Origin of the sequence: Streptomyces sp. NPDC002619 (genome assembly GCF_042889305.1) — a bacterium.
Classification (GTDB): Bacteria; Actinomycetota; Actinomycetes; order Streptomycetales; family Streptomycetaceae; genus Streptomyces.
This window is the reverse complement of sequence record NZ_JBIAQV010000004.1, coordinates 95,437-118,187: the sequence shown is the minus strand read 5'-3', so window position 1 is coordinate 118,187 and position 22,751 is coordinate 95,437. Positions and strand designations below refer to the sequence as shown.

At 70.7% G+C, this 22,751-nt stretch carries 25 protein-coding genes and 2 pseudogenes; 11 read left to right on the top strand and 16 right to left on the bottom strand.

The window, feature by feature from the left end:
* Positions 1-3 precede the first annotated feature (3 nt).
* The 6 genes and pseudogenes from ACFYXB_RS09820 to ACFYXB_RS09795 form a co-directional block, all read right to left on the bottom strand.
* On the bottom strand, positions 4-519 hold the full coding sequence (locus ACFYXB_RS09820) for a DinB family protein (protein WP_389579775.1): 516 nt from the start codon (positions 517-519) through the stop codon (positions 4-6).
* A gap of 96 nt (positions 520-615) precedes the next feature.
* Positions 616-999, bottom strand: a pseudogene (locus tag ACFYXB_RS09815) (transposase); the annotation flags it as partial.
* Positions 999-1,320 (bottom strand): annotated as a pseudogene (locus tag ACFYXB_RS09810) (transcriptional regulator); the annotation flags it as partial. The pseudogenes ACFYXB_RS09810 and ACFYXB_RS09815, both read right to left, overlap by 1 nt.
* 197 nt (positions 1,321-1,517) lie before the next feature.
* On the bottom strand, positions 1,518-2,114 hold the full coding sequence (locus ACFYXB_RS09805) for an N-acetylmuramoyl-L-alanine amidase (protein ID WP_389579773.1): 597 nt from the start codon (positions 2,112-2,114) through the stop codon (positions 1,518-1,520).
* 86 nt (positions 2,115-2,200) lie between these two features.
* Positions 2,201-3,214, bottom strand: a complete 1,014-nt coding sequence (locus ACFYXB_RS09800) for an acetamidase/formamidase family protein (RefSeq protein WP_389579771.1) — start codon at positions 3,212-3,214, stop codon at positions 2,201-2,203.
* A gap of 70 nt (positions 3,215-3,284) precedes the next feature.
* On the bottom strand, positions 3,285-3,566 hold the full coding sequence (locus ACFYXB_RS09795; RefSeq protein ID WP_389579769.1) for a hypothetical protein: 282 nt from the start codon (positions 3,564-3,566) through the stop codon (positions 3,285-3,287).
* Positions 3,567-3,961: 395 nt separating this feature from the next.
* Between ACFYXB_RS09795 and ACFYXB_RS09790 the strand changes: the two genes are divergently transcribed.
* A complete protein-coding gene (locus ACFYXB_RS09790; RefSeq protein ID WP_389579766.1) occupies positions 3,962-4,801 on the top strand; it encodes an alpha/beta fold hydrolase in 840 nt (279 codons plus the stop codon).
* A 17-nt stretch (positions 4,802-4,818) separates the two neighbouring features.
* Here ACFYXB_RS09790 and ACFYXB_RS09785 read toward each other — a convergent pair whose 3' ends face one another.
* On the bottom strand, positions 4,819-6,024 hold the full coding sequence (locus ACFYXB_RS09785; protein ID WP_389579763.1) for an ROK family protein: 1,206 nt from the start codon (positions 6,022-6,024) through the stop codon (positions 4,819-4,821).
* 55 nt (positions 6,025-6,079) lie between these two features.
* On the bottom strand, positions 6,080-7,525 hold the full coding sequence (xylB, locus tag ACFYXB_RS09780) for a xylulokinase (RefSeq protein ID WP_389579760.1): 1,446 nt from the start codon (positions 7,523-7,525) through the stop codon (positions 6,080-6,082).
* 178 nt (positions 7,526-7,703) lie between these two features.
* Between xylB and xylA the strand changes: the two genes are divergently transcribed.
* Both xylA and ACFYXB_RS09770 read left to right on the top strand, forming a co-directional pair.
* A complete protein-coding gene (gene xylA, locus ACFYXB_RS09775; RefSeq protein ID WP_351353943.1) occupies positions 7,704-8,870 on the top strand; it encodes a xylose isomerase in 1,167 nt (388 codons plus the stop codon).
* Positions 8,871-9,041: 171 nt separating this feature from the next.
* The gene (locus tag ACFYXB_RS09770; RefSeq protein WP_389579757.1) at positions 9,042-9,350 is read left to right on the top strand and encodes a hypothetical protein; all 309 of its coding nucleotides are present in this window, start codon (positions 9,042-9,044) and stop codon (positions 9,348-9,350) included.
* Between the two features lie 12 nt (positions 9,351-9,362).
* Here ACFYXB_RS09770 and ACFYXB_RS09765 read toward each other — a convergent pair whose 3' ends face one another.
* Positions 9,363-10,703, bottom strand: a complete 1,341-nt coding sequence (locus tag ACFYXB_RS09765) for an esterase-like activity of phytase family protein (RefSeq protein WP_389579755.1) — start codon at positions 10,701-10,703, stop codon at positions 9,363-9,365.
* 459 nt (positions 10,704-11,162) lie between these two features.
* Between ACFYXB_RS09765 and ACFYXB_RS09760 the strand changes: the two genes are divergently transcribed.
* A complete protein-coding gene (locus ACFYXB_RS09760) occupies positions 11,163-11,345 on the top strand; it encodes a hypothetical protein (RefSeq protein WP_351353952.1) in 183 nt (60 codons plus the stop codon).
* A 4-nt stretch (positions 11,346-11,349) separates the two neighbouring features.
* Here the strand turns inward: ACFYXB_RS09760 and ACFYXB_RS09755 are convergent, their stop codons facing one another.
* From ACFYXB_RS09755 to ACFYXB_RS09740, 4 genes are all read right to left on the bottom strand, one after another.
* A complete protein-coding gene (locus tag ACFYXB_RS09755) occupies positions 11,350-12,732 on the bottom strand; it encodes a tannase/feruloyl esterase family alpha/beta hydrolase (protein ID WP_351353955.1) in 1,383 nt (460 codons plus the stop codon).
* Positions 12,733-12,969: 237 nt separating this feature from the next.
* Positions 12,970-13,815, bottom strand: a complete 846-nt coding sequence (locus tag ACFYXB_RS09750; RefSeq protein ID WP_351353958.1) for a hypothetical protein — start codon at positions 13,813-13,815, stop codon at positions 12,970-12,972.
* A gap of 150 nt (positions 13,816-13,965) precedes the next feature.
* Positions 13,966-14,262 carry a hypothetical protein gene (locus ACFYXB_RS09745; RefSeq protein WP_389579751.1) on the bottom strand — a complete coding sequence of 99 codons (297 nt, stop codon included), beginning with the start codon at positions 14,260-14,262 and terminating at the stop codon, positions 13,966-13,968.
* Between the two features lie 121 nt (positions 14,263-14,383).
* Complete coding sequence (locus tag ACFYXB_RS09740) at positions 14,384-14,917, bottom strand: PadR family transcriptional regulator (RefSeq protein WP_389579748.1); 534 nt, start codon at positions 14,915-14,917, stop codon at positions 14,384-14,386.
* Positions 14,918-15,031: 114 nt separating this feature from the next.
* Between ACFYXB_RS09740 and ACFYXB_RS09735 the strand changes: the two genes are divergently transcribed.
* On the top strand, positions 15,032-15,787 hold the full coding sequence (locus tag ACFYXB_RS09735; RefSeq protein WP_389579745.1) for an alpha/beta fold hydrolase: 756 nt from the start codon (positions 15,032-15,034) through the stop codon (positions 15,785-15,787).
* 11 nt (positions 15,788-15,798) lie between these two features.
* Here ACFYXB_RS09735 and ACFYXB_RS09730 read toward each other — a convergent pair whose 3' ends face one another.
* Positions 15,799-16,398 (bottom strand): class I SAM-dependent methyltransferase, encoded by a 600-nt coding sequence (locus ACFYXB_RS09730; RefSeq protein ID WP_389579742.1) that lies wholly within the window; start codon positions 16,396-16,398, stop codon positions 15,799-15,801.
* A gap of 151 nt (positions 16,399-16,549) precedes the next feature.
* Here ACFYXB_RS09730 and ACFYXB_RS09725 point away from each other — a divergent pair, with 151 nt between their 5' ends.
* The 4 genes from ACFYXB_RS09725 to ACFYXB_RS09710 all read left to right on the top strand — a co-directional run bounded on the left by ACFYXB_RS09725 (position 16,550) and on the right by ACFYXB_RS09710 (position 19,110).
* Positions 16,550-17,326 (top strand): MHYT domain-containing protein, encoded by a 777-nt coding sequence (locus tag ACFYXB_RS09725; protein WP_389579739.1) that lies wholly within the window; start codon positions 16,550-16,552, stop codon positions 17,324-17,326.
* 163 nt (positions 17,327-17,489) lie between these two features.
* On the top strand, positions 17,490-17,927 hold the full coding sequence (locus ACFYXB_RS09720) for a roadblock/LC7 domain-containing protein (protein ID WP_389579736.1): 438 nt from the start codon (positions 17,490-17,492) through the stop codon (positions 17,925-17,927).
* Positions 17,928-17,950: 23 nt separating this feature from the next.
* Positions 17,951-18,364 (top strand): DUF742 domain-containing protein, encoded by a 414-nt coding sequence (locus ACFYXB_RS09715; protein WP_363290393.1) that lies wholly within the window; start codon positions 17,951-17,953, stop codon positions 18,362-18,364.
* 143 nt (positions 18,365-18,507) lie between these two features.
* Positions 18,508-19,110, top strand: a complete 603-nt coding sequence (locus tag ACFYXB_RS09710; protein ID WP_389579733.1) for an ATP/GTP-binding protein — start codon at positions 18,508-18,510, stop codon at positions 19,108-19,110.
* 7 nt (positions 19,111-19,117) lie between these two features.
* Here the strand turns inward: ACFYXB_RS09710 and ACFYXB_RS09705 are convergent, their stop codons facing one another.
* Positions 19,118-19,546 (bottom strand): PPOX class F420-dependent oxidoreductase, encoded by a 429-nt coding sequence (locus ACFYXB_RS09705; protein ID WP_389579731.1) that lies wholly within the window; start codon positions 19,544-19,546, stop codon positions 19,118-19,120.
* Between the two features lie 93 nt (positions 19,547-19,639).
* Here ACFYXB_RS09705 and ACFYXB_RS09700 point away from each other — a divergent pair, with 93 nt between their 5' ends.
* Positions 19,640-20,053, top strand: coding sequence for a roadblock/LC7 domain-containing protein (locus ACFYXB_RS09700; protein WP_189317448.1), 414 nt, complete (start codon positions 19,640-19,642; stop codon positions 20,051-20,053).
* Positions 20,054-20,142: 89 nt separating this feature from the next.
* On the opposite strand, the gene ACFYXB_RS09695 is transcribed toward ACFYXB_RS09700, so the two are convergent.
* Complete coding sequence (locus tag ACFYXB_RS09695; protein ID WP_389580244.1) at positions 20,143-21,387, bottom strand: IS110 family transposase; 1,245 nt, start codon at positions 21,385-21,387, stop codon at positions 20,143-20,145.
* Between the two features lie 427 nt (positions 21,388-21,814).
* Here ACFYXB_RS09695 and ACFYXB_RS09690 point away from each other — a divergent pair, with 427 nt between their 5' ends.
* Positions 21,815-22,744 carry a DUF6397 family protein gene (locus ACFYXB_RS09690; RefSeq protein ID WP_389579729.1) on the top strand — a complete coding sequence of 310 codons (930 nt, stop codon included), beginning with the start codon at positions 21,815-21,817 and terminating at the stop codon, positions 22,742-22,744.
* The last annotated feature ends 7 nt before the right edge of the window (positions 22,745-22,751 follow it).

Here is a 22,751-nt window from a genome sequence, read left to right as displayed (position 1 = left end):
TCGCTACTCGCCGGTTGTGCCGTCGGCGAGTTCGCGGACCACGTCGAGCTGGCCGACATGTCGGGCGTACTCCTGCAGCATGTGGAACAGGATCCAGCTCAAGGCGGGGTGGTGGTCCGGGGGATTGAAGCCGCCGCCGCTGCGTGCTGATTCATGGAGTTCGGCACCGGCCACGATCGTGCGGGAGCGTGCGCATTCGTCCAGGAAGAGGGCCCTGATCTCCTCCGTCGATTCCTCAGCAGCGACGGACCATGTCCCTGTGTCAGGGTCGCTCTCGCCCCAGATGGGATCCACATGTTCGGCGGCGAACCCCCAGCGCAGCCACCGTCGCTCCACGAACGCGAGGTGTTTGAGCAGGGCGAGCGGGGTCCAGCCGGATGGGAGTCTGCTGGTGCGCAGGTCGTGCTCGGACATACCGTCGAGCTTGCGCAGCAGCGCGTCACGGTAGTAGTCGAGGTAGGCGAGCAGCAGCTCGCGGGGGTCGGTCAAAGTGTCTGGGGGCTCGGGTGAATCGACCATGGGCCGGACCGTAGTGCCGAGCGGGCACGGCGAACCACTTGATATTTCCGGTGCGGCGGGCTGCCTCCTCGCCGCGTTCGGTGCCGGGGTTGTCGGTCATACTGCCTCTTTGAGGGGCCGTCCGCCCCGGCGCATGCCCTTCTCGCTGCGGATGCGGGCGCGTTCCTTGCGTTGGGCGGCCAGGACGTCCGGGTGGCGGGCGTTGGCGTTGCGCCGGCGCAGGTAACGCTGAAGCTCACGGGTCTGGACGGTGTGATTGGGGTGCTCGGAGTTGGCGAGGGTCAACTGCCGCAGGGGCCCGACGTGCGCCTCGATAGGGTTGGCCCAGGAGGCGTTGGTCGGGGTGAAGCACAGCTCGACCCCGTGCTTCTTCGCCCAGGTTCGGATCTTGGCGCCTTTGTGGGCCGAGAGGTTGTCCAGGATGACGTAGATCGGTGCGCCGCCCGGGCGTGTGGCGCGGATCGGTTTCAGCGCGGCGAGCCGTGTGCGTCGCACACCGCGAGCAGATGCTCGCCGTCGGCCGCGAACGTGCCCATCAGCTCCCGGAACAGCGGCATCACCCGGGGCCAGTGGATGCTCCGCCCGGTAGGCGCCGAGGTCGCCGTCCGAGAGCTCCATGCTGGCCGAGCCGTCCGGACCCACGCCCGCCCGCGCGGACCGCCGCCACGAGTCCGCCCCCACCGACCGCACCGGCCGCGGCACGGTGCCGGCCGTGGTGAACGCCTCGTGCGCCCGGCGCAGGACCCGTACGCGCTCGGCAGGGTGGGCCCCTGGCTCAAGGGCCACCCACGGATCGGACAACTCGGCCTCCCCGGAAGGCGATGCGGCTGGGGACATCGTCACCCGGGGTGTTCGCGCGGACAACTTTTTCGACCGGACCTGACTCGAGCGACGGGCGGCGCCGGGCAATGACCAGCCGTGTCGGGCGACGATCAGCCGTATCGGGCAACGACCGACCGCGGAGGGCGACGACCGACGGCGTCACGCAACGAGTTGCGTCACGCGAAGTTGACGAGTCTGATGTAGCGGCCCCAGTCCCAGTTCGGCCCCGGATCGGTGTGATCGGTCCCGGGCACCTGGTAGTGCCCGAGGATGTGCGCCCGGTCCTTCGGGATGCCGTACCTGGTGCAGATCGCCGCCGTCAGCCTCGCCGACTGTTCGTACAGGGCGTCGGTGAAGTACGACGGCTGGTCCACCCAGCCTTCGTGCTCGATGCCGATGCTGCGGGTGTTGTAGTCCCAGTTCCCCGCGTGCCAGGCGACGTCGGCCTCATGCACGCACTGCGCGACGTGTCCGTCGGCGGAGCGGACCAGATAGTGCGCCGACACGTTCTTCTGCGGGTTCTGAAAGATGGACAGAGTGGTGGCGTAGGACTCCTGGGTGACGTGGATGATCACTCGGTCGACGGAATACTCCATGGGGCGGTCGGAAGCCGTGTAGTTGGAGGAACTCGCGGACTGCCACTCGGCGACGGGGTAGTCGACGGCCTGGGACTGCGCACCCGCCCGTGAGTCGGGAAGCGCGTACGGCAAGGCGGCGAGGGCCGCGCCCTTCAGGATCCGCCGCCTGCTGGGAAGCGGTCTTGCCCGGTCCATGGGGATGCCTTTCGGGAGTGGGGGAGGGGGCGAGCACCGACGTCAGGAGCGCCGCGTCTCGACGTCGGCAGCGCAGCGTCCGGACGTCAGGAGCGCAGCATCGCCGCCGTCTCGCGCAGCTGTGCGTGCAGTCCGCGATACGTCTCGCGCCGGGGCAGCCATTCCTTGCGCAGCTTGGCCACGCACGTGTAGTTGGTGTCGCACACGTTGGCCAACGGCGATTCCACCGCTTGGGTTGCGAACTGGTACGCGTCCAGCTCACCGAATCCGTAGTCGCGCACCAGCCACTGCACCAGGTCCAGCTGCGAGATCCGGAACGCGTCCTCCAAGGGGCGCGCCGAACCGGTGGAGATGATGTGCGTGTCCGACTCCAACCGGGGCCACGGTGTGGCGACCCCCTTGAGGAGTTCGACGAGCACCACGGTGTTCATCGCGCACTCGACGGCCACTCCGCAGGTCTCGCCCTCGCCCTGCCGGGCGTGCCCGTCACCGAGGCTGAGCAGCGCCCCCTCGACGTTCACCCCCAGGTAGCAGGTGACGCCGGCGCGCATCTCGGGTGTGTCCATGTTCCCGCCGTGTGCGTCCGGCACGAGGGCCGAGCGCACCTCCAGGTTGGCGGGTGCCACGCCCACGGTCCCGTGCATCGGGTCGAGGGGCAGCTCGGCCTCGAAGTCGCTGTCGTGCGCCCGGAACAGCGCGGTGCGCCGGGTCCGGTCCAGCTGCCAGATCCACACGGTCTCCGGCAGCGGGGGCTGCAGTGTGGCCGTGGTGTGCGTCGAGGTCAGCGCCCCGAACAGGGGGACGGTGGTCGACGCGGCCCAGTCCCGGGCCGGTTCGACCGACACGAAGTGCACGGCGAGCGTGTCGCCCGGCTCGGCGCCCTCGACATGGAAGGGCCCGGTCTGCGGGTTCAGGAACGGGAACTCGCACACCTCGGACACCAGGTCCTTCTCGGACCGGACCCGTCCGGCGAAGCAGTCCTCCGTGTACAGGTCGAGCACCGTGCCGGGGGCGATCCGCGCCACCGGTGGGGCTCCGCCGAACGTCCAGGCGTAGTCGTCCGGTTCCGGGCGCACCGTCAGGATTCGCGGGTCGGTCATCGCTGTACAGCTCCGTTCTGCCGAGGGCCGGCGGTGGCGGGTTCGTCGAGGTGGACACGGGCGGTGTCGGTCATGCGCTCGGGTGACGCCGTATCAGCACCGGCAGCAGCAGATGCTGTACCGGTTCGAGTGAGTCGCGTTCATTCCGTCGGGCTGCGCAGGAAGCGGTGAACAGGCATGCGACCAGCGCGATCAGTACGGACAGGGGCAGGCTGCCGCCCACGAATGCGGCGCCCGACGGAATGGACGCGGCGACCGCGGCGGCGGGCGCCATGACCGTGATGCTCTGGAACTGGACCTCACGCAGACCGATGGCGTCACGCCGCAGTCCGCCGACCGTCTCCCCCGACATGTGTGAACCTCCCCCTCGTCCAACTCGAAGCATCCACCGCCCGGACGTCCGATGGCTGCGCCTCGCGTGAATCACGGTATGGCGCCTGCGGGTTGGACAGAAGGGCGCAGCGTGGTTCCGTGGACAACATCGGAACTGTGGACAACTTCGCCACCCGATCGAGTGAAGTCGGCCCGGAACCAAGGGAATTGCAGGGTGTGGGCGAAACTGGGAACGGCACCGGTCATGGTGACACTGGAGCTGAACCCTGGCACGACGGGCGAGCTGGCGTCGGCCCGTGGAGGAGGGACACATCACCGGAGTCGCACGGGTGGTCGGCGACATCGGAGATCCGCCACCCCCCGCGCCCGGCAAACCGGTTGCCGTGCCCCAGCCCGCTTGCCAAGGTCGTCGCCATGCCCAACTTCACCGCGCACGACGGCACTCGACTGGCCTACCACGTCATCGGAGACGGCGATCCGTTGATCTGCCTGCCCGGCGGGCCGATGCAGGCCTCCGCCTACCTCGGGGACCTCGGCGGCCTGTCCCGGCACCGGCAGCTGATCAAGCTGGATCTGCGGGGGACCGGTGAGTCGGCCGTGCCGGACGATCCCGCCACGTACCGCTGCGACCGGCTCGTGGCGGACGTGGAGGCGCTGCGCGAGCATCTGGGCCTCGACCGGATAAATCTGCTCGGGCACTCGGGCGGCACGAATCTCACCGTGCGCTATGTGGAGCGCCATCCGGAGCACGTCGGCAGACTCGCGCTCATCACCCCGAGCGCCATGGCCGTCGGCATCACCGTCTCCGGAGACCTCCGGCGCGAGACGGCCCTGCTCCGCCGCGACGAGCCATGGTTCCCGGCGGCCTACGAGGCGCTGGAGTCGATCGTCGCCGGCCGCGCGACCACCGACGCGTGGCAGGCCATCGCCCCGTTCGCCTACGGCCGCTGGGACGAGGCGACGCGGCGCCACCAGGCCCTGGAGAACGTGCAGCGCAACGACGAGGCGGCGGCCGTCTACGGCTCCGAGGGCGCCTTCGACCCGGACGAAACCCGCAGGGGCCTCGCGACGTTCCGGCGGCCGGTGCTCCTGCTCGCCGGTGAGTGCGACCTGAACTCGCCTCCGCGCGCGGTGCGCGAGTTTGCCGAGCTCTTCCCGGACGTGCGGTTCGACATCCAGCCCGGCAGCGGCCACTATCCGTGGCTCCACGACGCCGAGCGCTTCGTGAAGACGGTGCGGGCCTTCCTGGGCTGAGGGCGCGGCGCGGTGGGTCAGGCGCGTTCGGCCACCGATGCCGGATCGTCCAGGACGGCGCGTATCACCGAGTGCGCCGCGCCCAGCAGCGGACCCTCGGGGCCGAGCTTCGACACCGACACCGGGCAGGCCGGCCCCGCTGTCCGGCCCGCCAACTCGCTCTTCAGCGACGGCAGAAGCCAGGGCGAGAGCCCGGCCAGCGCGCCGCCCAGTACGACGGACTCGGGGTCGAGCAGATTGACGGCCCCGGTCAGGGCGATGCCGAGCGCCGTACCGGCGTCCTGCAGTGCCCGCCGTACCTCCTCGTCGCCCTCGTCCGCGCGCCGGGCCAACAGCCCGACGAGGTCCTCGCCCGGTTCCAGGCCGGCGGCGCGCAGCACCGCCTCCTCACCGGCGTACTGCTCGAGGCAGCCGCGCCCGCCACAGGCGCACCGCGGCCCGTCCGGCCACACGGGCATGTGACCCAGCTCGCCCGCGAACCCGCGTATGCCGCGCAGCAGTTGTCCGTCGACGACGACCGCGGCACCGATGCCGATCTCGGCGGACACGTGCAGGAAGTCCTGTGGGGCGCCGTCGCCGAGCCACAGCTCCGCGAGCGCACCGAAGTTGGCCTCGTTGTCCACGGTCAGCGGCAGGCCGGAGGGCAGCAGAGCGCCCAGGTCCGTGTCGTGCCAGTCCAGGTTCGGGGCACGTACGACCGTACGCGCGTCCCGTGCGATCAGGCCGGGCACGGCGACCGCGAGCCCGGCCGGCCACAGGCCCTCGCGCTCCGCCGCCCCGACGACACGCCGGACCAGCGAGGTGAGCTCCGCCAGCACCGGCTCCGGGGCGCGGTCCCGGTTGGGTGCGTGCCGTACGGCACGCGCACGTACCTCGCCGCGCAGATCGACCGCGCACACGGCCAGGTGGTCGACGCCGACCTCCGCACCGATCCCGGCCGGTCCGCGCCCGCTGACGGCCAGCGCCGATCCCGGTCTGCCCACCCGGCCGGGTCGCTCCGGACCCAGCTCCTCCAGGAGTCCCCAGCGGATCAGATCGTCGACGAGGGTCGACACCGCCGCCCTGGTCAGGCCGATGCGGGAGGCGACCGCGGCGCGCGAGAGCGGTCCCTCGCCGCTGACGGCGTGCATCACGCGTGCGAGGTTGCGGCGGCGCATGCCCTGCTGGGTGTTGGGCAGAGCGCGGCCGGGTCCGGCCGGGCTCTCGTGCAGCGGTGCGGTCATGCCTCCGTCGATCCTCGGTCCGTGGCCCTGAAGGGCCGTCCCTCGTGGGTGTCGGTCAGCGGGCGTCCGTCCTGCGCTCCAGCAGCGGGGCCGCGTCGGAGAGTACCTCGGACATACGGGCGAATGCCGCCTCGTCCCGCTCCACGGCGTCGAGAACCGGACCCGCGGCCGTGTTCCACCTGCGGGCCACGGCGGCCGGGTCCTCGCCGGTCAGCAGCCCGGCCGCCTGCGCGGCGGCGCCGAGCGCGACCAGTTCCTTGGCCTCGGGCACCTGGACCGGCCGCCCCGACAGCCGCAGTACGGTCTGCTGCCAGGCCGCGCCGCGGGCCCCGCCGCCGATCAGCAGTAGCGGAGTTGTGCGGTCCGCGTCCTCGTCGAGCACCAGGTCCAGGGCGCCGAGCAGTGCGTGGACGGCGCCGTCGTACGCGGCCTGGAGGAGCTGCCCGCCGGTGGTGTCGTGGCGCAGCCCGTGCAGCAGGCCGGAGGCGTTCGGCAGGTTCGGGGTGCGTTCCCCGTCCAGGTACGGCAGGAAGGTCACCGCGCCGCCGGGCTCGACGGACTCGCGGTCCAGGCCCAGCAGAGCGGCGATGCGGTCGACGGCGAGGGTGCAGTTCAGCGTGCAGGCCAGCGGCAGCCAGTCGCCGTGCGCGTCGGCGAAACCGGCGACCGTGCCGGTCGGGTCGGCCGGGCGGTGCTTGGACACCGCGTAGACCGTGCCCGACGTGCCCAGACTCAGCACCGGGGTGCCCGGGCGCAGGCCCAGGCCCAGGGCGGCGGCCGCGTTGTCGCCGGTGCCCGCCGCTACCAGGGTGCCCTTGGAGAAGGGCAGGTCATGGCTGTCGCGCACGGTGCCGGCGATCTCGCCGGGGCGGACCATGCGGGGCAGGAACGCCGGGTCGAGCCCGATGTGGGCCAGGGTCTCCTCGTCGTACGCCTCGGTGCCGGCCGCCCACCAACCGGTGCCGGAGGCGTCGCCGCGGTCGGTCGTGCCCTGACCGGTGAGGCGCTCGGTGAGGTAGTCGTGAGGGAGTCGCACCGCCCTGGTCGCACGGACCGCCTCCGGCTCGTGCTCGGCCAGCCAGGCCCACTTCGTGACCGTGAAGGACGTGCTGGGCACGCTGCCGGTGCGCTCCGCCCAGGCCTTCGAACCGCCCAGTTCCTCGATCAGGCGGCGGGTCTGCGGAGCGGAACGCACGTCGTTCCACAGCAGGGCCGGACGCACCGGCTCGCCGTCGGCGTCCAGAGTGACAAGTCCGTGCTGCTGGCCGCCGATCGACACGGCGGCCGCCTCGTGGGCCGCGTCGCCGCACTGGCGCAGGGCCTCGCTCAGGGCGTCCCACCACTGGCGAGGGTCGCTCTCCCGGCCGGCGCCGGTCGTGACGGTGTGCGGCGCCTGTCCGCTCGCGACGACCTGACCGGTTGCCGCGTCGACTACCAGCGCCTTTGTGGACTGGGTGGACGTGTCCACGCCGACGACGAGCGGACCCTCGGCTGCTGACATCGTGCTCTCCCTTTTTCGCGGCTCGCGGGGTCTGACCTGGTGTTTTCTGGTGTGTCCAGGCAGTGGCGACCGGTCTGTCACCCCTTCGAGGACATCTTGTCTCTTCCCAGAGACGCGAACGCATACTAATTTGTAAACGGCCATGACGAAATAGTCGGAGCAAGCAAGGAGCCGCGGCATGAGCTACCAGCCCACCCCTGAGGACAGGTTCACCTTCGGCCTGTGGACCGTCGGCTGGCAGGGAAGGGACCCGTTCGGCGACGCCACGCGCCGCGCCCTCGACCCGGTCGAGTCGGTGCAGCGCCTGGCGGAACTCGGCGCGTACGGAGTGACCTTCCACGACGACGACCTGATCCCCTTCGGGTCCTCGGACACCGAGCGCGAATCGCACATCAAGCGCTTCCGCCAGGCCCTGGACGCCACCGGCCTGACCGTGCCGATGGCCACCACCAACCTCTTCACACACCCCGTCTTCAAGGACGGCGCGTTCACCGCCAACGACCGCGACGTGCGCCGCTACGCGCTGCGCAAGACGATCCGCAACATCGACCTGGCGGCCGAGCTGGGCGCGAAGACGTACGTCGCCTGGGGCGGCCGCGAGGGCGCAGAGTCCGGCGCCGCCAAGGATGTTCGCGTCGCCCTGGACCGCATGAAGGAGGCCTTCGACCTCCTGGGCGAGTACGTCACCTCGCAGGGCTACGACCTGCGCTTCGCTATCGAGCCCAAGCCGAACGAGCCGCGCGGCGACATCCTGCTGCCCACCGTCGGCCACGCCCTCGCGTTCATCGAGCGCCTGGAGCGTCCGGAGCTGTACGGCGTCAACCCCGAGGTCGGCCACGAGCAGATGGCCGGGCTGAACTTCCCGCACGGCATCGCGCAGGCCCTGTGGGCGGGCAAGCTCTTCCACATCGACCTCAACGGCCAGTCCGGCATCAAGTACGACCAGGACCTCCGCTTCGGCGCCGGTGACCTGCGCTCCGCGTTCTGGCTGGTCGACCTCCTGGAGACCGCCGGTTACGACGGCCCCCGCCACTTCGACTTCAAGCCGCCGCGGACCGAGGACTTCGACGGCGTGTGGGCGTCGGCGGCCGGCTGCATGCGCAACTACCTGATCCTGAAGGAGCGTTCGGCCGCCTTCCGTGCCGACCCGGAGGTCCAGGAGGCGCTGCGCGCCTCGCGCCTCGACGAGCTGGCGCAGCCCACGGCGGCCGACGGCCTTCAGGCGCTGCTCGCCGATCGCACGGCCTTCGAGGACTTCGACGTCGAGTCGGCCGCCGCGCGCGGCATGGCCTTCGAGCAGCTGGACCAGCTCGCCATGGACCACCTGCTGGGCGCCCGGGGCTGACACCCTCACGCGCGCGTGAGGCGACCATTCCTGCCGTCGCTCCACGCGCGCGTGTTGCACCGGCCGACCCCCGCGCGGAAGGCCTCGGAATCATGCCGTCCATGACATGGGTCCGTATCAGCTTCCGTGCGGGGGTCGCGTCATGACCGGTCCGCGGCGAATCTGGACCGCATGGCCATTCCGCCCGTACCGCCCCACCCGCCCGGCCCTCCGGCAAGGCGCCGGGGGCCGCTGTTCGCCGCGCTCGTCGTGCTCGTGGCGGCGGTAGCCGTCGCCACCGTCATGCTGATGGCCTCCGGAGGCGACGGCTCACCGGACGACGAACAGCCCGCACGGAGCAGTGCGAGCACGAGCGGCTCGTCCCGGCCGTCCCTCGGCATCCCCACCGAACTGCCGAGCGGGCTGCCGTCGGAGTTCCCCAGCGAGTTTCCGAGCGACCTGGCGTCGCTCCTCCCCTCCCTCACCGGGGAACTGCCCTAGGGACGACTCCCGTCAGATGCCGTGGGGCAGCCGGACGTAGACCACGGTCGTCTCGATGCCGCTGTCGATGAGGCGGCCCTGCGCGTCGAAGGCACCGGTGCCGTCCGTCATCCCGAAGTCGTTGTCGTTGATGAGTGCCAGGGTGTCGCGGTCCACGCGCGCGACGCCCTCGATCTTCCCCGGCACCCCGCTCACCTTGCCCAGGTCGACCACGAGTCGCTTGGCCAGGACCGGAACGCCTGCGGCGGCAGGGTCGTCCAGCTGTTCCACCGAGGGAGACGTCGTGTCGTCGTCCCAGGAGCTGCCCAGGATGTTCGCCTGGTGCCCGAGCTTCACCAACTGCAGCCGGGCCGCCTTGTCGGTGCGCTCCTCGACGAGCAGCCGGTCGCCGCCGACGGCGACCACCGACGAGATCTTCAGCTCGGAGGTGTCGTCCTCGCTCGGGTCGACGACGTTCACCGGGTCGAACCGGTAGGCGTACTCCGCGGTGACCGCCTTCTTCTTCGGCGAGAACCGCAGCAGACGCGTGTTGAGCGAGGCGTTGCCGGCGTCCCCGTCCGGCAGCGATAGCGGGCTCTGAACGGCTATCACCAGGTCACCGCCGGGCAGTTGGGCCAGTCCCTCGAAGCCGCGGTTGATCTTCCGGTGCAGCAGCACGGACGGCAGCGCCTCCACCACCGGGTAGTCGGCACCGGTGAGGTTCAGCCCCTTGGGCACGTAGCGGGTGAGCACCTTGCCGCGCGCGGAGAGGTGGATCAGCGACGGGCCGTACTCGTCGACGAGCCAGAAGGTTCCGTCCGCGGCCCGCACGATGCCCTCGGTGTCCACGCCGTTGGGGTTGTACGGCAGCAGCGTCTTCGCGTCGTAGGTGTACGGCGCCTCGTCGCGGCTCTGTTGGTTGGACAGTCCGGTGACGGGCTTGCCGGACGACGTGGTGAGGGGGATCGCGTCGATCACCTTGACGCTGTCGCCCGACATCCGGATCTTGACGATGGCCGGGTCGAAGCCCGGAACCGGGAACGTGCGGCGCTTCTGGCCGTCCACCTTGATCTGGCCGTTGGGCCCGCGGTCGGTCACCGTCCAGTACTCGCCGCTGCGGCCCGTCGGGTAGATGTCGCTGCCGATGCCGCCGAGGTCCACGCCCCGGTCGTTGTCGACGGTCCCGGGCAGCAGGGCGTTGCTGAACGCGCCGAGCGGGATGTCCCCGAGCGTGGCCGTACGGACGACATGCGCCTCCCCGGAGGGCGACGCCGTGGCTGTGCCGGCCGCCACGAGGGCGGCCGCCAGGGCGAGGGGCAGGCCCCTCGCGACGGAACGGTGGATGTGGCGCCGGCCGGTGGCGTGCGGGGACATCGGGGCCTCCTGGGAACAAGTTCGTTGACAGTGGCCAGAGTTGGTTCTCCGGCGGAACGCCGCACACGCACCCGGTTAATGAAGAACGTCGTGCGTTCGTCGGATTGTGGAGGAACTGCGCAGGCGTGCCGTCTGGCACAGCCGGAAGGCTCGGCCTCGTCCCGGGCGCCTCCGGTGCCGCACGCGCGCGTGCGAGCGCTTCGCCCTCCATGTACTGATGACTGCCTGGATCGGAGTCGCCGTGGGCGGGTACAGCCCATCGATGGGTCGGTCCGGAATGGCTAGGCTGTGTGCTGAGCCACTTCACCAGGTGTTCGATTTGGCGGGCAGGTGAGGGTCCTCAGGGGCGCGTCAGGGGCGCGCCTCAGGGATGTCTCAGGGTCGCCGTCCGGAACCGCGGGAAGCGCGGGCCCGTTTTCAGAACAGAGAGCGGCAGTGGCCGCGAAGGAGGCGACGCTCATGTCGAAGAACGCGAAGATCGCCGCAGGGGGTGTGGCGGTCGGGCTCATCCTGTTGATCTGGCTGCCCTGGTGGGTGGCGTTCCTGATCGTGGTGGGAGTGCCGGCGGCCGCGTACCTCACGCTGGATCCCTCGCAGCGGCGCAGGCTGCGCAGGGCCGCGCGAAAGGAACTCGGCCGCTGAGGCGCTAGCGTCCGGCTTCGTGCCCGTCCAGGGCGCAGGAGTCGACCACATCGCCGCTCGCGGGCCTGCCGACGGTACGGTCCGCGGGCGGCGTGGTGCCTCGCTCCACCCAGGCGACGAGTGTGTCGAACGCCGACCGGTAGCACGGCAGGATCGGGCGCAACCGGTCCGGGAAGGTGTCGTACAGCCCGTCGACGTGCGTGCCTCCCTGGACCGTGTAGTAGCGGTGGAGTGCTCCACGACCGTGTGCGTCGATCATGCGCGCGTACACGTCGGAGTCCGAGGCCTTGGGCAGCAGGGCGTCCAGATCGCCGTGGAGCGTGATCAGCGGCTTGCCGATCCGGCCGGACAACGCCACCCCGGCCACGGCGTGCCGGACGGTCCCGGGGCGCTCGGCGTAGGAATAGGCGGCGTCCGAGGCGCAGGGTGCCAGGATCTCCTCGGTGGTCGTCCCGGCGGAGGGACCGGGGCAGCCGGTGTCGTAGGCGGGGTCGAATTCGGCGCGGTAGATCTTCTGGGTCACTCCCCAGTAGGCCTTCGCGTAGTACGGCCACAGGAACTCGGAACCGTGGCCGAAGCCCGCCCGGTACAGATCCTCGTCCCGGGCCGATCCGAGCGCCCACGCGACGGCCGTGGGGAGCGTGGTGAAGAGGTTGGGGCCCCGCGTCGTCCACAGGGTGCCCTCCCAGTCCACGCCGCCGTCGTAGAGCTCGGGATGGTTTTCCAGCTGCCAGCGCGTCAGATAGCCCCCGTTGGACATGCCGGTCATGTACGTCCGCCGTGGCGCCTTGCCGTAGCGCTGGGCCACTGCGCGCTTCGCCGCCCGGGTGAGCTGCGTGGTCCGCGCGTTCCACTCCGCGACCGCGTCACCCGGCCGGGCTCCGTCGCGGTAGAAGTCCGTGCCGCTGTTGCCCTTGTCGGTCGCCGCGTACGCGTACCCCTGGGCCAGCACCCGGTCCGAGATCGCCGTGTCCGTGGAGTACTGCCGGCGCGTGCCCGGTGCGCCGGTGACGACGAGACCGCCGTTCCAATGGTCCGGCAGCCGGATCACGAACTGTGCGTCGTGCTGCCAGCCGTGCGTGGCGTTGAAGTGCGAGGTGTCCGGGAAATACCCGTCGATCTGTACCCCGGGCACCGCGGACGGAGTGCGGGTCCCTCTGGCCGTCAGGCCTGCCTGGTCCGCCATGTCCGTGTACGGCGTACCGGCCAGACCTGTGGTCGTCAGGTCCGCGAGACAGGCGCTCCGCTGGAAGTCCGCGCCCGGCACCCGGACGACGTCCTGACGGGCACAGTGGCCGCCGTCGGCGGCCGTGGCCGGAGCGGGCCACGAGAGGGCCGCCGCCATGACGGAGGCGGCGATGAAGGGGGCGGTTCGGGACAGGCGCATGAGGCCTCCGGGTCTTCGGCACAAGGCGGTTGGGCTGCCTCATGGTGCTGTCCGGGGCCGACGCCATCCATGGGTTGGGACCACACGGAGCCGTGCGCGGTCATAGGGGCAGAGCACAGGGCCCGAGCAGTGAACTCCCGTGCCGGTCAAGGGAGTCCGACCAGTTGGCGGTGAGCGCCACTGGCCGGACACGGGACGTCGCCGGCCTCGGCCTGCTGCCCTTGCCGCCCGTCCGCGTCAGCTGGGCCGTACGGCCATCTTGTCGAGTGCCTCCAGGAGGCCGGGCAGTTCAGGGCCCCGGCCCACCGGGAGCACCTCGCCGGGCTCTTCGTCCAGCAGGACGAACGCGATGTCGTCGGTGCGAGCCACCATCGACCAGCCCGGGCCGTCGGCACGCAGGGTTCTCGCGTCACCTGGCGCGAACGACGAGCGGACCCGGCCGAGCGGCGGCGGCGCGCTCACGTACGCGCGGGCCTCCGCCAGTACGCGCTGGATACCACGGTGACCCTTGGGGGCTTCCGACTCGCCATCGGGCGTCGCGTCCCCGGTCTCCTGCTCCTGCGGATCGCCGCCCGGCACCGGGAAGTCGGCGTCGTCGATCTGCTCCCGCCAGACCGCCCACTGCAACGCGATCTCGTCCGCACCCAGCCGCCGCTGGGCCGGGCCCCAGGTGCTGGTGTCCGGCGGCGCCAGCGGCGGCCCGTCCGCGACATCAGGGCCGGGATCGTGGGGCGCGGGCACCCCAGGAGCTGCCACGGCGACCGCCAGGGGCCAGCCGGGCAGTGCGGCGACGACCGTGCGCTCGTCCGGCGACAGGTCGTACTCCATGCCGCAGTCCCAGGACGCGATCGCCACGGCGACCAGCGAGACGTCGTCGATGACGACCGTCCAGCGCGAGCCGTCGCCGTCCTGGCCGAGCACCAGGCCGTAGCCGTCGGCCAGCGGCGCGAGGCCGAGCGCCGCGCAGGCCTCCGGATAGTCGTCGCCCAGCACGCTCGGAAACTGCGCCGGCGTCAGCAGCACCGCCGTGAGCACATAGAGCGCATCGTCCGCGGCGACGGCCTCCTCGTCCGTCCCGGCCATCCCAGCCTCCCCAGTCGTTCGTCCAACGGCGCGCACCCTAGTGCGAGCGGAAGGTGGTTGTCACGACACCTCATCACGCCCGGAGCTGCAGTTTTCCACCCTGGAGGGGGCGAATCGACCGCAGATCGACGGCCGGGAGCCCGTCACGGGTCAGCTCACGGGCAGTCCGAGCAGATCCCGGGCCACCGTACGCGGAGACTCGTCGCGCTCGCGGGCCAGCGCGATCACGGCCCGGCATGCCAGCTCGCTCACCCCGAACGACAGCGCCTCCGGCGACACCCAGGCAGCGGCCTCGTCCATCCGGTCCTGGTCGTCCTCCGCGCTGGCGGAGACGTAGGCGGCGGCAGCATCGAACAAGTTGTGTGTGCGCCTTTCACGAACACCGGTCGACGTCATGTCGGTGGAAGTGCGAAATCTGGCGAAGTATGCGCGGATCCTGTCGAACATGCGGTGCACCTTCCCCTTGCGTGGTGTCGTGCCTGATCGTTCATCTGCTCCTGTTCAACGTAGAGTTGGAGTCCGGGCCACAGAAGAGGGGCGCCGCGGTGAAGTGTGTGCGGCGCCCGCCTCAGGGGCCGGTGGCGTCCAGTGAGGCGATGGTGTCGCGCAGCCAGGTGAGTTCGGCCCGGCTCGTGGCCCGGGCGATGGTGAGGATGCCCCGACGGAAGGGATCGTCCAGCTCTTCGGCGCGCAGCGGCCGGTCGCCGTCGTAGAAGAAGCTGGCCGGCTCCTCCAGGAAGGCGAGTCGGCGCCGTAGCACCGCCGCCTGGGCGCCGAAGTCGTCGAGGTGCCGGAGGAACGCGAGCACCGTGAACCAGCGGTTCTCGTCCGTGACGTCGCGCTGCGTCGGTTCGGCCAGCCTGCGGCGCAACTCGCGCCGGCCCTCCTCGGTGAGCGTGAGTACGTGGCGCGGGGCGGCCACGGAGCCCGGTTCGGTGGCCCGGGCCAGCAGGCCCGCCTTCTCCAGACGCTTGATCGCGGGATACAGCGTGCTCTCGGCGACGGGCCGGACATGCCCGGTCAGGGCCGCGATCTGCTTGCGCAGGACATAGCCGTGCAGCGGTGTGTCGTACAGGAATCCGAGGATGGCGAGTTCCAGCATGACCGCATTCTCCCTCAGGCTCTCTGTACATCGTGAGGTGTATACATCGGTTTACTGATACCTCGTGACTGAGGTATCGTCCTCGACGACACCGGCGCCACCCAGGAGGACGTCATGAAGCAGGCCGAGTTCGACGGCAAGGGGAACTGCATCCGATGGACGGAGACGCCCGGCGCGGAACCCGCGCGCGTGTACGTGCATGGACTGGGCTCGGTCTCCGCCGTGTACCACGCGCACGTGGCGGCCCGCCCCGAACTCGCGGGCCGGCACAGCCTGTTCGTCGATCTGCCCGGTCACGGCATCAGTGACCGGCCCGAACACTTCGGCTACACGCTGGAGGAGAACGCCGACGCCCTGGCGGTGGCGCTGGACGCGGCGGGTCTCGGCGGCGCCGAGCTGATCGCCCACAGCATGGGCGGTGCGGTCGCCCTCGTGCTCGCCCACAGGCGGCCCGAGCTTGTATCCCGGCTCGTCCTCACGGAGGCCAACCTCGACGCCTTCCCGCCTCCGGCCGCCGGAAGCAGCGGTATCGCCTCCTACGAGGAGGACGAGTTCGTCGAGAGTGCCCACGCGCGCGTGCTGGACAAGGTCGGCCCACTCTGGGCGGCGACGATGCGGCTGGCGGACCCGCGCGCGCTGCACCGCACCGCCGTCGGACTGGTGCGCGGCTCGGACCCTGTCATGCGCACCATCCTGGAGGAGTTGACGATCGACAGGGTGTATCTGCAGGGCGAGCTCAGCGGCGAACTCGCCGGCAGGGAGCGTCTGGAAGCGGCCGGAGTGCGGGTGGTGACCGTGTCGGCCGCCGGGCACAACGTCATGTTCGACAACCCGGACACCTTCGTCGCCGAGGTCGCCGGACGGGCCTGACGGTGTCGCGGTCAGCCCTCCCGGACCGCCAGCGCGAGGAAGCGGGCGTCCTCGTCGGCGTACGACGTCATGCGCCACCCGGAACCGGCCAGCAGAGGACGCAGGTTGGCTTCCGCGCGCAGATCGTCCGGCGTGATCCTGCGGCCCTGCCGCGCTGCCAGAGCGGCCCGTCCGATCGGATGGAACAGCGCCAGAGCGCCGCCCGGCCGCACCACACGCGCCAACTCCCGCAGGTTCTCCACGGGATGGGGCAGATGTGCGACGAGGCCCGCAGCGAAGACGGCGTCCAGGCACTCCGAGCGCAGCGGCAGCGCGGCGACATCGGCGAGCAGCAGCCGACCGTCACGATCCCTCCCGGCCCGTACGGCGGCCTGGAGCATCGCCGGGGTCAGGTCGACGCCCACGACCACCCCCGACGGGCCCACGGCGGCCCGCAGCGGTGGCAGGGCGCGCCCCGTGCCGCATCCCGCGTCGAGCACACGGTCTCCCGCGCGCACCCCGAGGTCCGCGACGGCGGCCGCGTAGGCGGGACCGTCGTCGGGAAAGCGGCTGTCCCAGTCGGCCGCGCGCGCGGTGAAGAACTCCTGGACGTGTGTGTGGTCGTCGCTCATGTTCGGCATGATCCCTCACCGGCACGGAGGATGCCCGGGCGCGCATGTTCGAACGTGACGCGATCGTTCCAGCGCATCTCTCCGCCACATTCCGGCACCTTTCGAAATGCGCCCCCATCGTGCGTCTCTGCCCCGGCTAGGTTCCCGGCCCATGGGACACCTGGACCATGCCACCTTCGGCTGGCTGACCCCTGTGCTGTCGTACGCGATGGCGTGCATCGGCGCCGCACTGGGACTGCGTTGCACCGTCCGTGCGCTCGGCAGTACGGGCCGCTCGCGGCGCAACTGGCTGGTGACCGCGGCCTCCGCGCTCGGCACCGGCATCTGGACCATGCACTTCGTGGCCATGCTCGGCTTCGGCGTCAGCGGCACCGGCATCCGCTACGACGTGCCGCTGACCATCCTCAGCCTCCTCGTCGCCATGGCCGTCGTCTGCGCGGGCGTCTTCGCCGCCGGCTACAGCCGTGACCGCACCCGTGCGCTGATCCTGGGCGGTCTCACCACGGGTCTGGGCGTCGCGAGCATGCACTACCTCGGCATGGCGGCCGTACGGCTGCACGGCGACGTGAGGTACGACCCGTTGCTCGTCGCTCTGTCCGTGCTCATCGCCGTGGTCGCCGCCACCGCGGCCCTGTGGGCGGGACTCAACATCAAGTCGCCCGCCGCGGTCACTGTCGTCTCCCTCGTCATGGGAGCGGCCGTCAGCAGCATGCACTACACCGGGATGTTCGCGGTGAGCGTGCGGGTCACCCCCTCCGGCTCTCTCCTGCCCGGGGCCACGGCGATGCAGTTCATCTTCCCCCTCGCCGTCGGCCTCGGGTCCTTTCTGTTCCTCACCTCGGCCTTCGTCGCCCTGTCGCCCACCGCCGGGGAGCGCGAGGCATCCGCCTCCGCCCAGCGGCCGGTCGAGAGCGCCGCCGCCCGCTAGCGGAGCCACCTGAGGACGCCCCGAACCACGACCGAGCGAGGAGGCCATGCGTACCCCCAGGAGGACCCCCGCAGCAGGCGGCGAGGCGGTGTCGTCGCGCCCCAGGCAGCGGTACCGCACCGGACCCGGCAGCGGGCCGTGACAGCAGCGAAGGAGACCCTGCATGATCCAGGACCCGAGCACGAGGGCCGCACAGCGATCCCGTGAACTCGACTGGCTGCTGGACGACCTGGTGGCACGCGTGGGCGAGGTACGGCACGCCGTCGTGCTCTCCAACGACGGACTCGCGGTCGGCGCCTCGAGCGACCTCGAACGGGAGGACTCGGAGCACCTCGCCGCCGTGGCCTCGGGCTTCAACAGCCTCGCCAAGGGCGTGGGGCGGCACTTCGGCGCAGGCGGCGTACGCCAGACCATGGTGGAGATGGACGACGCCTTCCTCTTCGTGGCCGCCGCCGGAGACGGTTCGTGTCTCGCCGTTCTCAGCGCCGTGACCGCCGACATCGGCCTGGTCGCTTATGAGATGGCACGACTGGTCAAGCGTGTCGGCGAGCACCTTGGCACGCCCCCGCGTGTCGAGGCCCGGCCGCCCGCCGCCGGATGAGCCGAGAGGGGGGTCCGCCACCGATGACCCAGGACACGACGGCCGCCCGGCGGGAGCCGGGCAGCCAGTGGTACGACAACGAGGCCGGGCCACTGGTGCGCCCGTACGCCATGACGGGCGGCCGTACGAGACCCGGACCTACCGGGATCCGCTTCGACCTGATCGCGCTCGTCACGCTCATTCCCGGAGCTGAGGTCGTCGACGGCGGCACCCTGCTCGGCCCCGAGCACCGGGTGCTCCTCGACCTGTGCCGCCCCGAAACGCAGTCCGTCGCCGAACTCGCCACGGGTGCCGACCTCCCCGTGGGCGTGGTCAGGGTGCTCCTGGGCGACCTGCTGGAGACCGGCTGCGTGACGGTCAGCCGCCCTGTGCCCCCGGCCCAACTGCCCGACGAACGGATTCTGCGCGAGGTCATCGAAGGGTTGCGGGCACTTTAGATGAAGGTTCAGAACCAAACGGACGCGAGTCGATCACATCGCGCGGATTGCGGTCCGATCGCGCGCGGCGGAGCCACAGTTGTCATGGTGCCGACTTCGCACACAGACATCGATCGCGGCCGGAACTCCCGAGAGAAGTGATCATGGTCTCCGCGCACTCCGACGATACGGGCGACACGACTCCCCTGGCGCTGAAGATACTGGTCGCCGGCGGATTCGGCGTCGGCAAGACGACGTTGGTCGGCGCCGTCAGCGAGATCCGGCCCCTGCGCACCGAGGAACTGCTCAGCGAAGCGGGCGAGTCGGTGGACGACACCGGGGGCGTGGACCACAAGGTCACGACGACCGTCGCCATGGACTTCGGGCGCATAACCATCCGGTCCGGACTCTCCCTGTACCTGTTCGGCACCCCCGGCCAGGACCGCTTCTGGTTCCTCTGGGACGAACTCTCACAAGGGGCCCTCGGCGCCGTGGTCCTCGCGGACACCCGGCGGCTGGAGGAATGCTTCCCGGCCGTCGACTACTTCGAGCACCGGCACATCCCGTTCGTCGTGGCCGTCAACTGCTTCGCCGGCGCCCGCACCTACGGCGCCCACGACGTGTCGCGCGCTCTCGACCTCGACCGGGGAACACCGGTGGTCCTGTGCGACGCCCGTGACCGCGACTCGGGCAAGGAGGTGCTGATCCGGCTGGTCGAGTACGCCGGGCGGGCGCACTCCGCGCGGCTCCTCGACTCCGTCGGCTGACCGGTTGTCAGCCCGTGAGGTCCTTCAGTGCTGTGACCTTGACGACGGGGACACGGACGAGGAGTTCGCCCGGAACGCCGTTTCGGGCACCGAACTCCTCGGCACGCTCCTCACCCATGTACCGGGCCGCGATCCTGGTCGCCCAGTGCCGCACCTCGTCGAGGTCATCCGAAAGCCGGGCGCGGCCGTTCAGCACGACGAAGTGGAACGGCGGGCGGTCGTCGTCCACGCACAGGGCGACACGCCCGTCACGGGCCAGATTGCGCCCTTTCAGGGTCTCCTTCCCGGTGTTGAAGACCACCTCGTCCCCGTCGAGCAGAAACCAGACCGGGGCCACATGAGGGCTCCCGTCGGCCCTTACGGTCGACAGCTTGCCTGTGCGGGTGCCGTGCGACACGAACGCCCGCCATTCCTCGTCGGTCATCTTCTGTGCCATGCCTCCCATCCTCCTTGCCGCGACGGCGGTCGTGGGGAAGGCTGGCGGAGACATCCTCCGGTCAGGGGGCGACGTCACACGGGGAGATGGAACATGGCGCAGAACCAGGGACTCGGCTGGCTGCTCGACGACCTGACCGAGCGCGTGGAACACGTACGGCACGCGCTGGTCCTGTCCAATGACGGACTGGTGACAGGCGCGAGCACGGGGCTTCGCCGCGAGGACGCGGAGCATCTCGCCGCCGTCGCCTCCGGACTGCACAGCCTGGCCAAGGGATCGGGACGCCACTTCGGCGCGGGCAGAGTCCGCCAGACGATGATCGAGTACGACGACGCCGTCCTGTTCGTCACCGCGGCCGGCGCCGGCAGCTGTCTGTGTGTGCTTAGCGGCGCGGAATCCGACATCGGCCAGATCGCCTACGAGATGACACTGCTCGTCAACCGGGTCGGCGAGCACCTCGGCGTGGACGCCCGACAGCCCGAGCGCACTCCTGCATCAGATCTCTGACGCGTAAATAGCAGCAGGTCAGGATGGGTGTGGGCAGGGCTGGCTACCCGGTGGCCATGGCAGTCGCCGGGTGTCCGGGCTCGGGTTGGTCAGGCCGCCCCTTCCAGCGGGTTGAGGGTGACGGTGTAACCGAGCTGGTTGAGCGCGCTGATCGCGCGGCGGGTGGCGCGTTCAGGGTCGCGCTGGGCGAAGTAGGTGCCGCCGAGCTCGTGGTAGGGCTTGTGGTCGGTCAGCATGTGCCAGATCGCGGTGATGATCGAGTGTTCGACGGCGACCAGAGCCCTGAGCGGGCCGCGGCGGGCGGTGAGCCGCTTGTAACGGGCCTGCAGGTAGGTGTCCTTGGTTCTCACCGCGCCGAACGCGGCCAGGCCAAGGGCGCCTTTGAGATACGGATTGCCGGGGCGGACCTTGGCGCTCTTGGTGCGGCCGGCGGACTCGTGGTGGCCGGGGCAGACTCCGGCCCAGGAGGCGAGGTGCCTGGCGGAGGCGAACCGGCTCATGTCGCCGCCGGTCTCCGCGATGATCACCTCGGCGACGGCGCGGTTGATCCCGGGGATGGTGTCCAGGAGGTCGAGCGCGGGACGAAAGGGGGCCATCGCCTCCTCGATCCGCTCGTCCAACTGCCGGATCGCGTGGGTGAGCTGGTCGTAGTGGTCCAGGTGCAGGCGGGTCAGGAACGCATGGTGCACGCGGAAGCGTCCGGTCAGTGCCTCGGTAAGCTCGGGGATCTTCTTGCGGAGGCTGCGCTTGGCCAGCTCCGCGAGGACCTGCGGGTCGCGTTCCCCGGAGGTCAACGCCTCCAGCATGGCCCGGCCGGAGACCCCCATGATGTCGGAGGCGACCGCGGCCAGTTTGATCCCGGTGTCCTCCAGCAGTTTCTCCAGCCGCTGCACGATCTGGCCGCGCTCGCGGGTCATCTGGGTGCGAGCCCGGGTCAGGTCCCGCAACTCGCGCACGGGCTGGGGCGGCACGAAGGAGGGGCGCACCAGGCCGTGCGCGCCGAGCTGGGCCAGCCAGGCCGCGTCCGAGACGTCCGTCTTGCGGCCGGGCAGGTTCTTGACCTGCCGCGCGTTGACCAGGATCACGTTCAACTCCCCGGCCAGCAGGTAGTAGAAGGGCTTCCAGTAGTCCGACGTCGCTTCGATCACCACCAGGGTGACCTCGGCGGCGAGCAGGTGCTCTCGCAGGGCGAGCACCGCGTTCGTCGTCGAACCCCAGGTCGTGGTCTCGGTCGTGAACGACCCCCGCCGTTTCGTACTCGGGGTGCGGACGCACGCCTTGGCGTCCTTCTTGCTGATGTCCACACCGGCGCAGCGTTCGTGCAGCACGTCCACGTCCCGATCCACTCCCTCACTCAACGGCCGAGCGGTACGCCGTTCCGGGAGGACCAAGGTGAATCAGGAATTCTGACGCACGTGCTCGCAGCAACACTCCACGGTTCCCGTGGACGGCCCCCAGCACCACGCTGACCTGCGAGCTCACCGGCATCACAGAGCAATCGGTTTCGGCCGGAACGAACCCCACCAGCGTCCCGTAGCGGTATCAGCCCACGTCAGAGGCAGACGGAAGCACCCCAGCGCGCGCCACAGGATTTACCACGCCCCCGGCGCGCACCGAAGGTGCGCTGGACCGCTGACCTGCACGTTTTTCGGCCCCGTGGAGTTATCCACAGGCTCGCCACGAAATCCGTCCGAGCGGCTACGGTTTTTGTCACGGCGAGCGCACACAGCGTGAGCAGCGACTCCACGGGGGAGTACGACCATGTCGGGCCACACCATCACCCAGCCGCACCATCTCACCTGCGCGCCGAGCCGCGCCGCACGTGAACTGGAGCTCAAACGAAGCGAGTTCGACCTCGCCGTGCACCTCGGACGCATCCGCACCGTGCCCGACGAAGCGGGTGGAGGCCGCCGCGTCGAACGCGCCGAGATCGACCGGCTGCGCTCGGCGGCCGGCTTCCCCGAAGCACTCCGCGAGAGCGTCAGGGCCGTGGGCACCACGGAGGCCGCGACCCTCATGGACTTGTCGCCGGGCCGGTTCACCCGCCTCGCGCGGCTGGGCCTGGTCGTACCGGTGAAGTTCTATCTGAACCGCTATCGAGCCGTGGTCTGGCTCTATCTCGCCGAAGAGCTGCGGCAGTTTGCCGGTGACGAGAAGAACGCGCCGCTGCTGACGGGCCGGACGCCCGAGCGGCTGCGCGGCCAACTCGGAGCGGGAGCGGACCTGCGCGCCCGCAACTGGCGCGGACGGCACCTGGGGTTCCTGCTGCGGCAGGCCCATGATCCATGGGAGCACGCCGGGGCGGTGGCCGCGTTCCTCGACGCCGCCCATGTCGCGGACGTCGTCAAGGACCCCTACGAACGCGCCCATCTCAACCGGTTCCGGCCGGGGCCGCCCGCCCACGGTGCGCCGGGATCACCCTCCGCGCACCTCGCCGAGAAGATCATGACGGCGGACGGCCCGGAGGAGGTCGGCTGGCTGCGCAGCGACCTGGGACGAGCGGTGCAGGAGGCACGCGCGTACCGGCCCGCGCCGCGACCCGCGGCGCGCCAGGTCCCACCACGGCGAACGCCAGGAGTCCCGAATGAGGCCGCGCCTCCACCCGACGACCTGGCTCCCGACCCGGCGGAGCCGTCCCGTGGCCTGTTGGGCCGGCTGCTGCGCAGAACGCCCCGGCCCACAGGGCACTGACACCCTG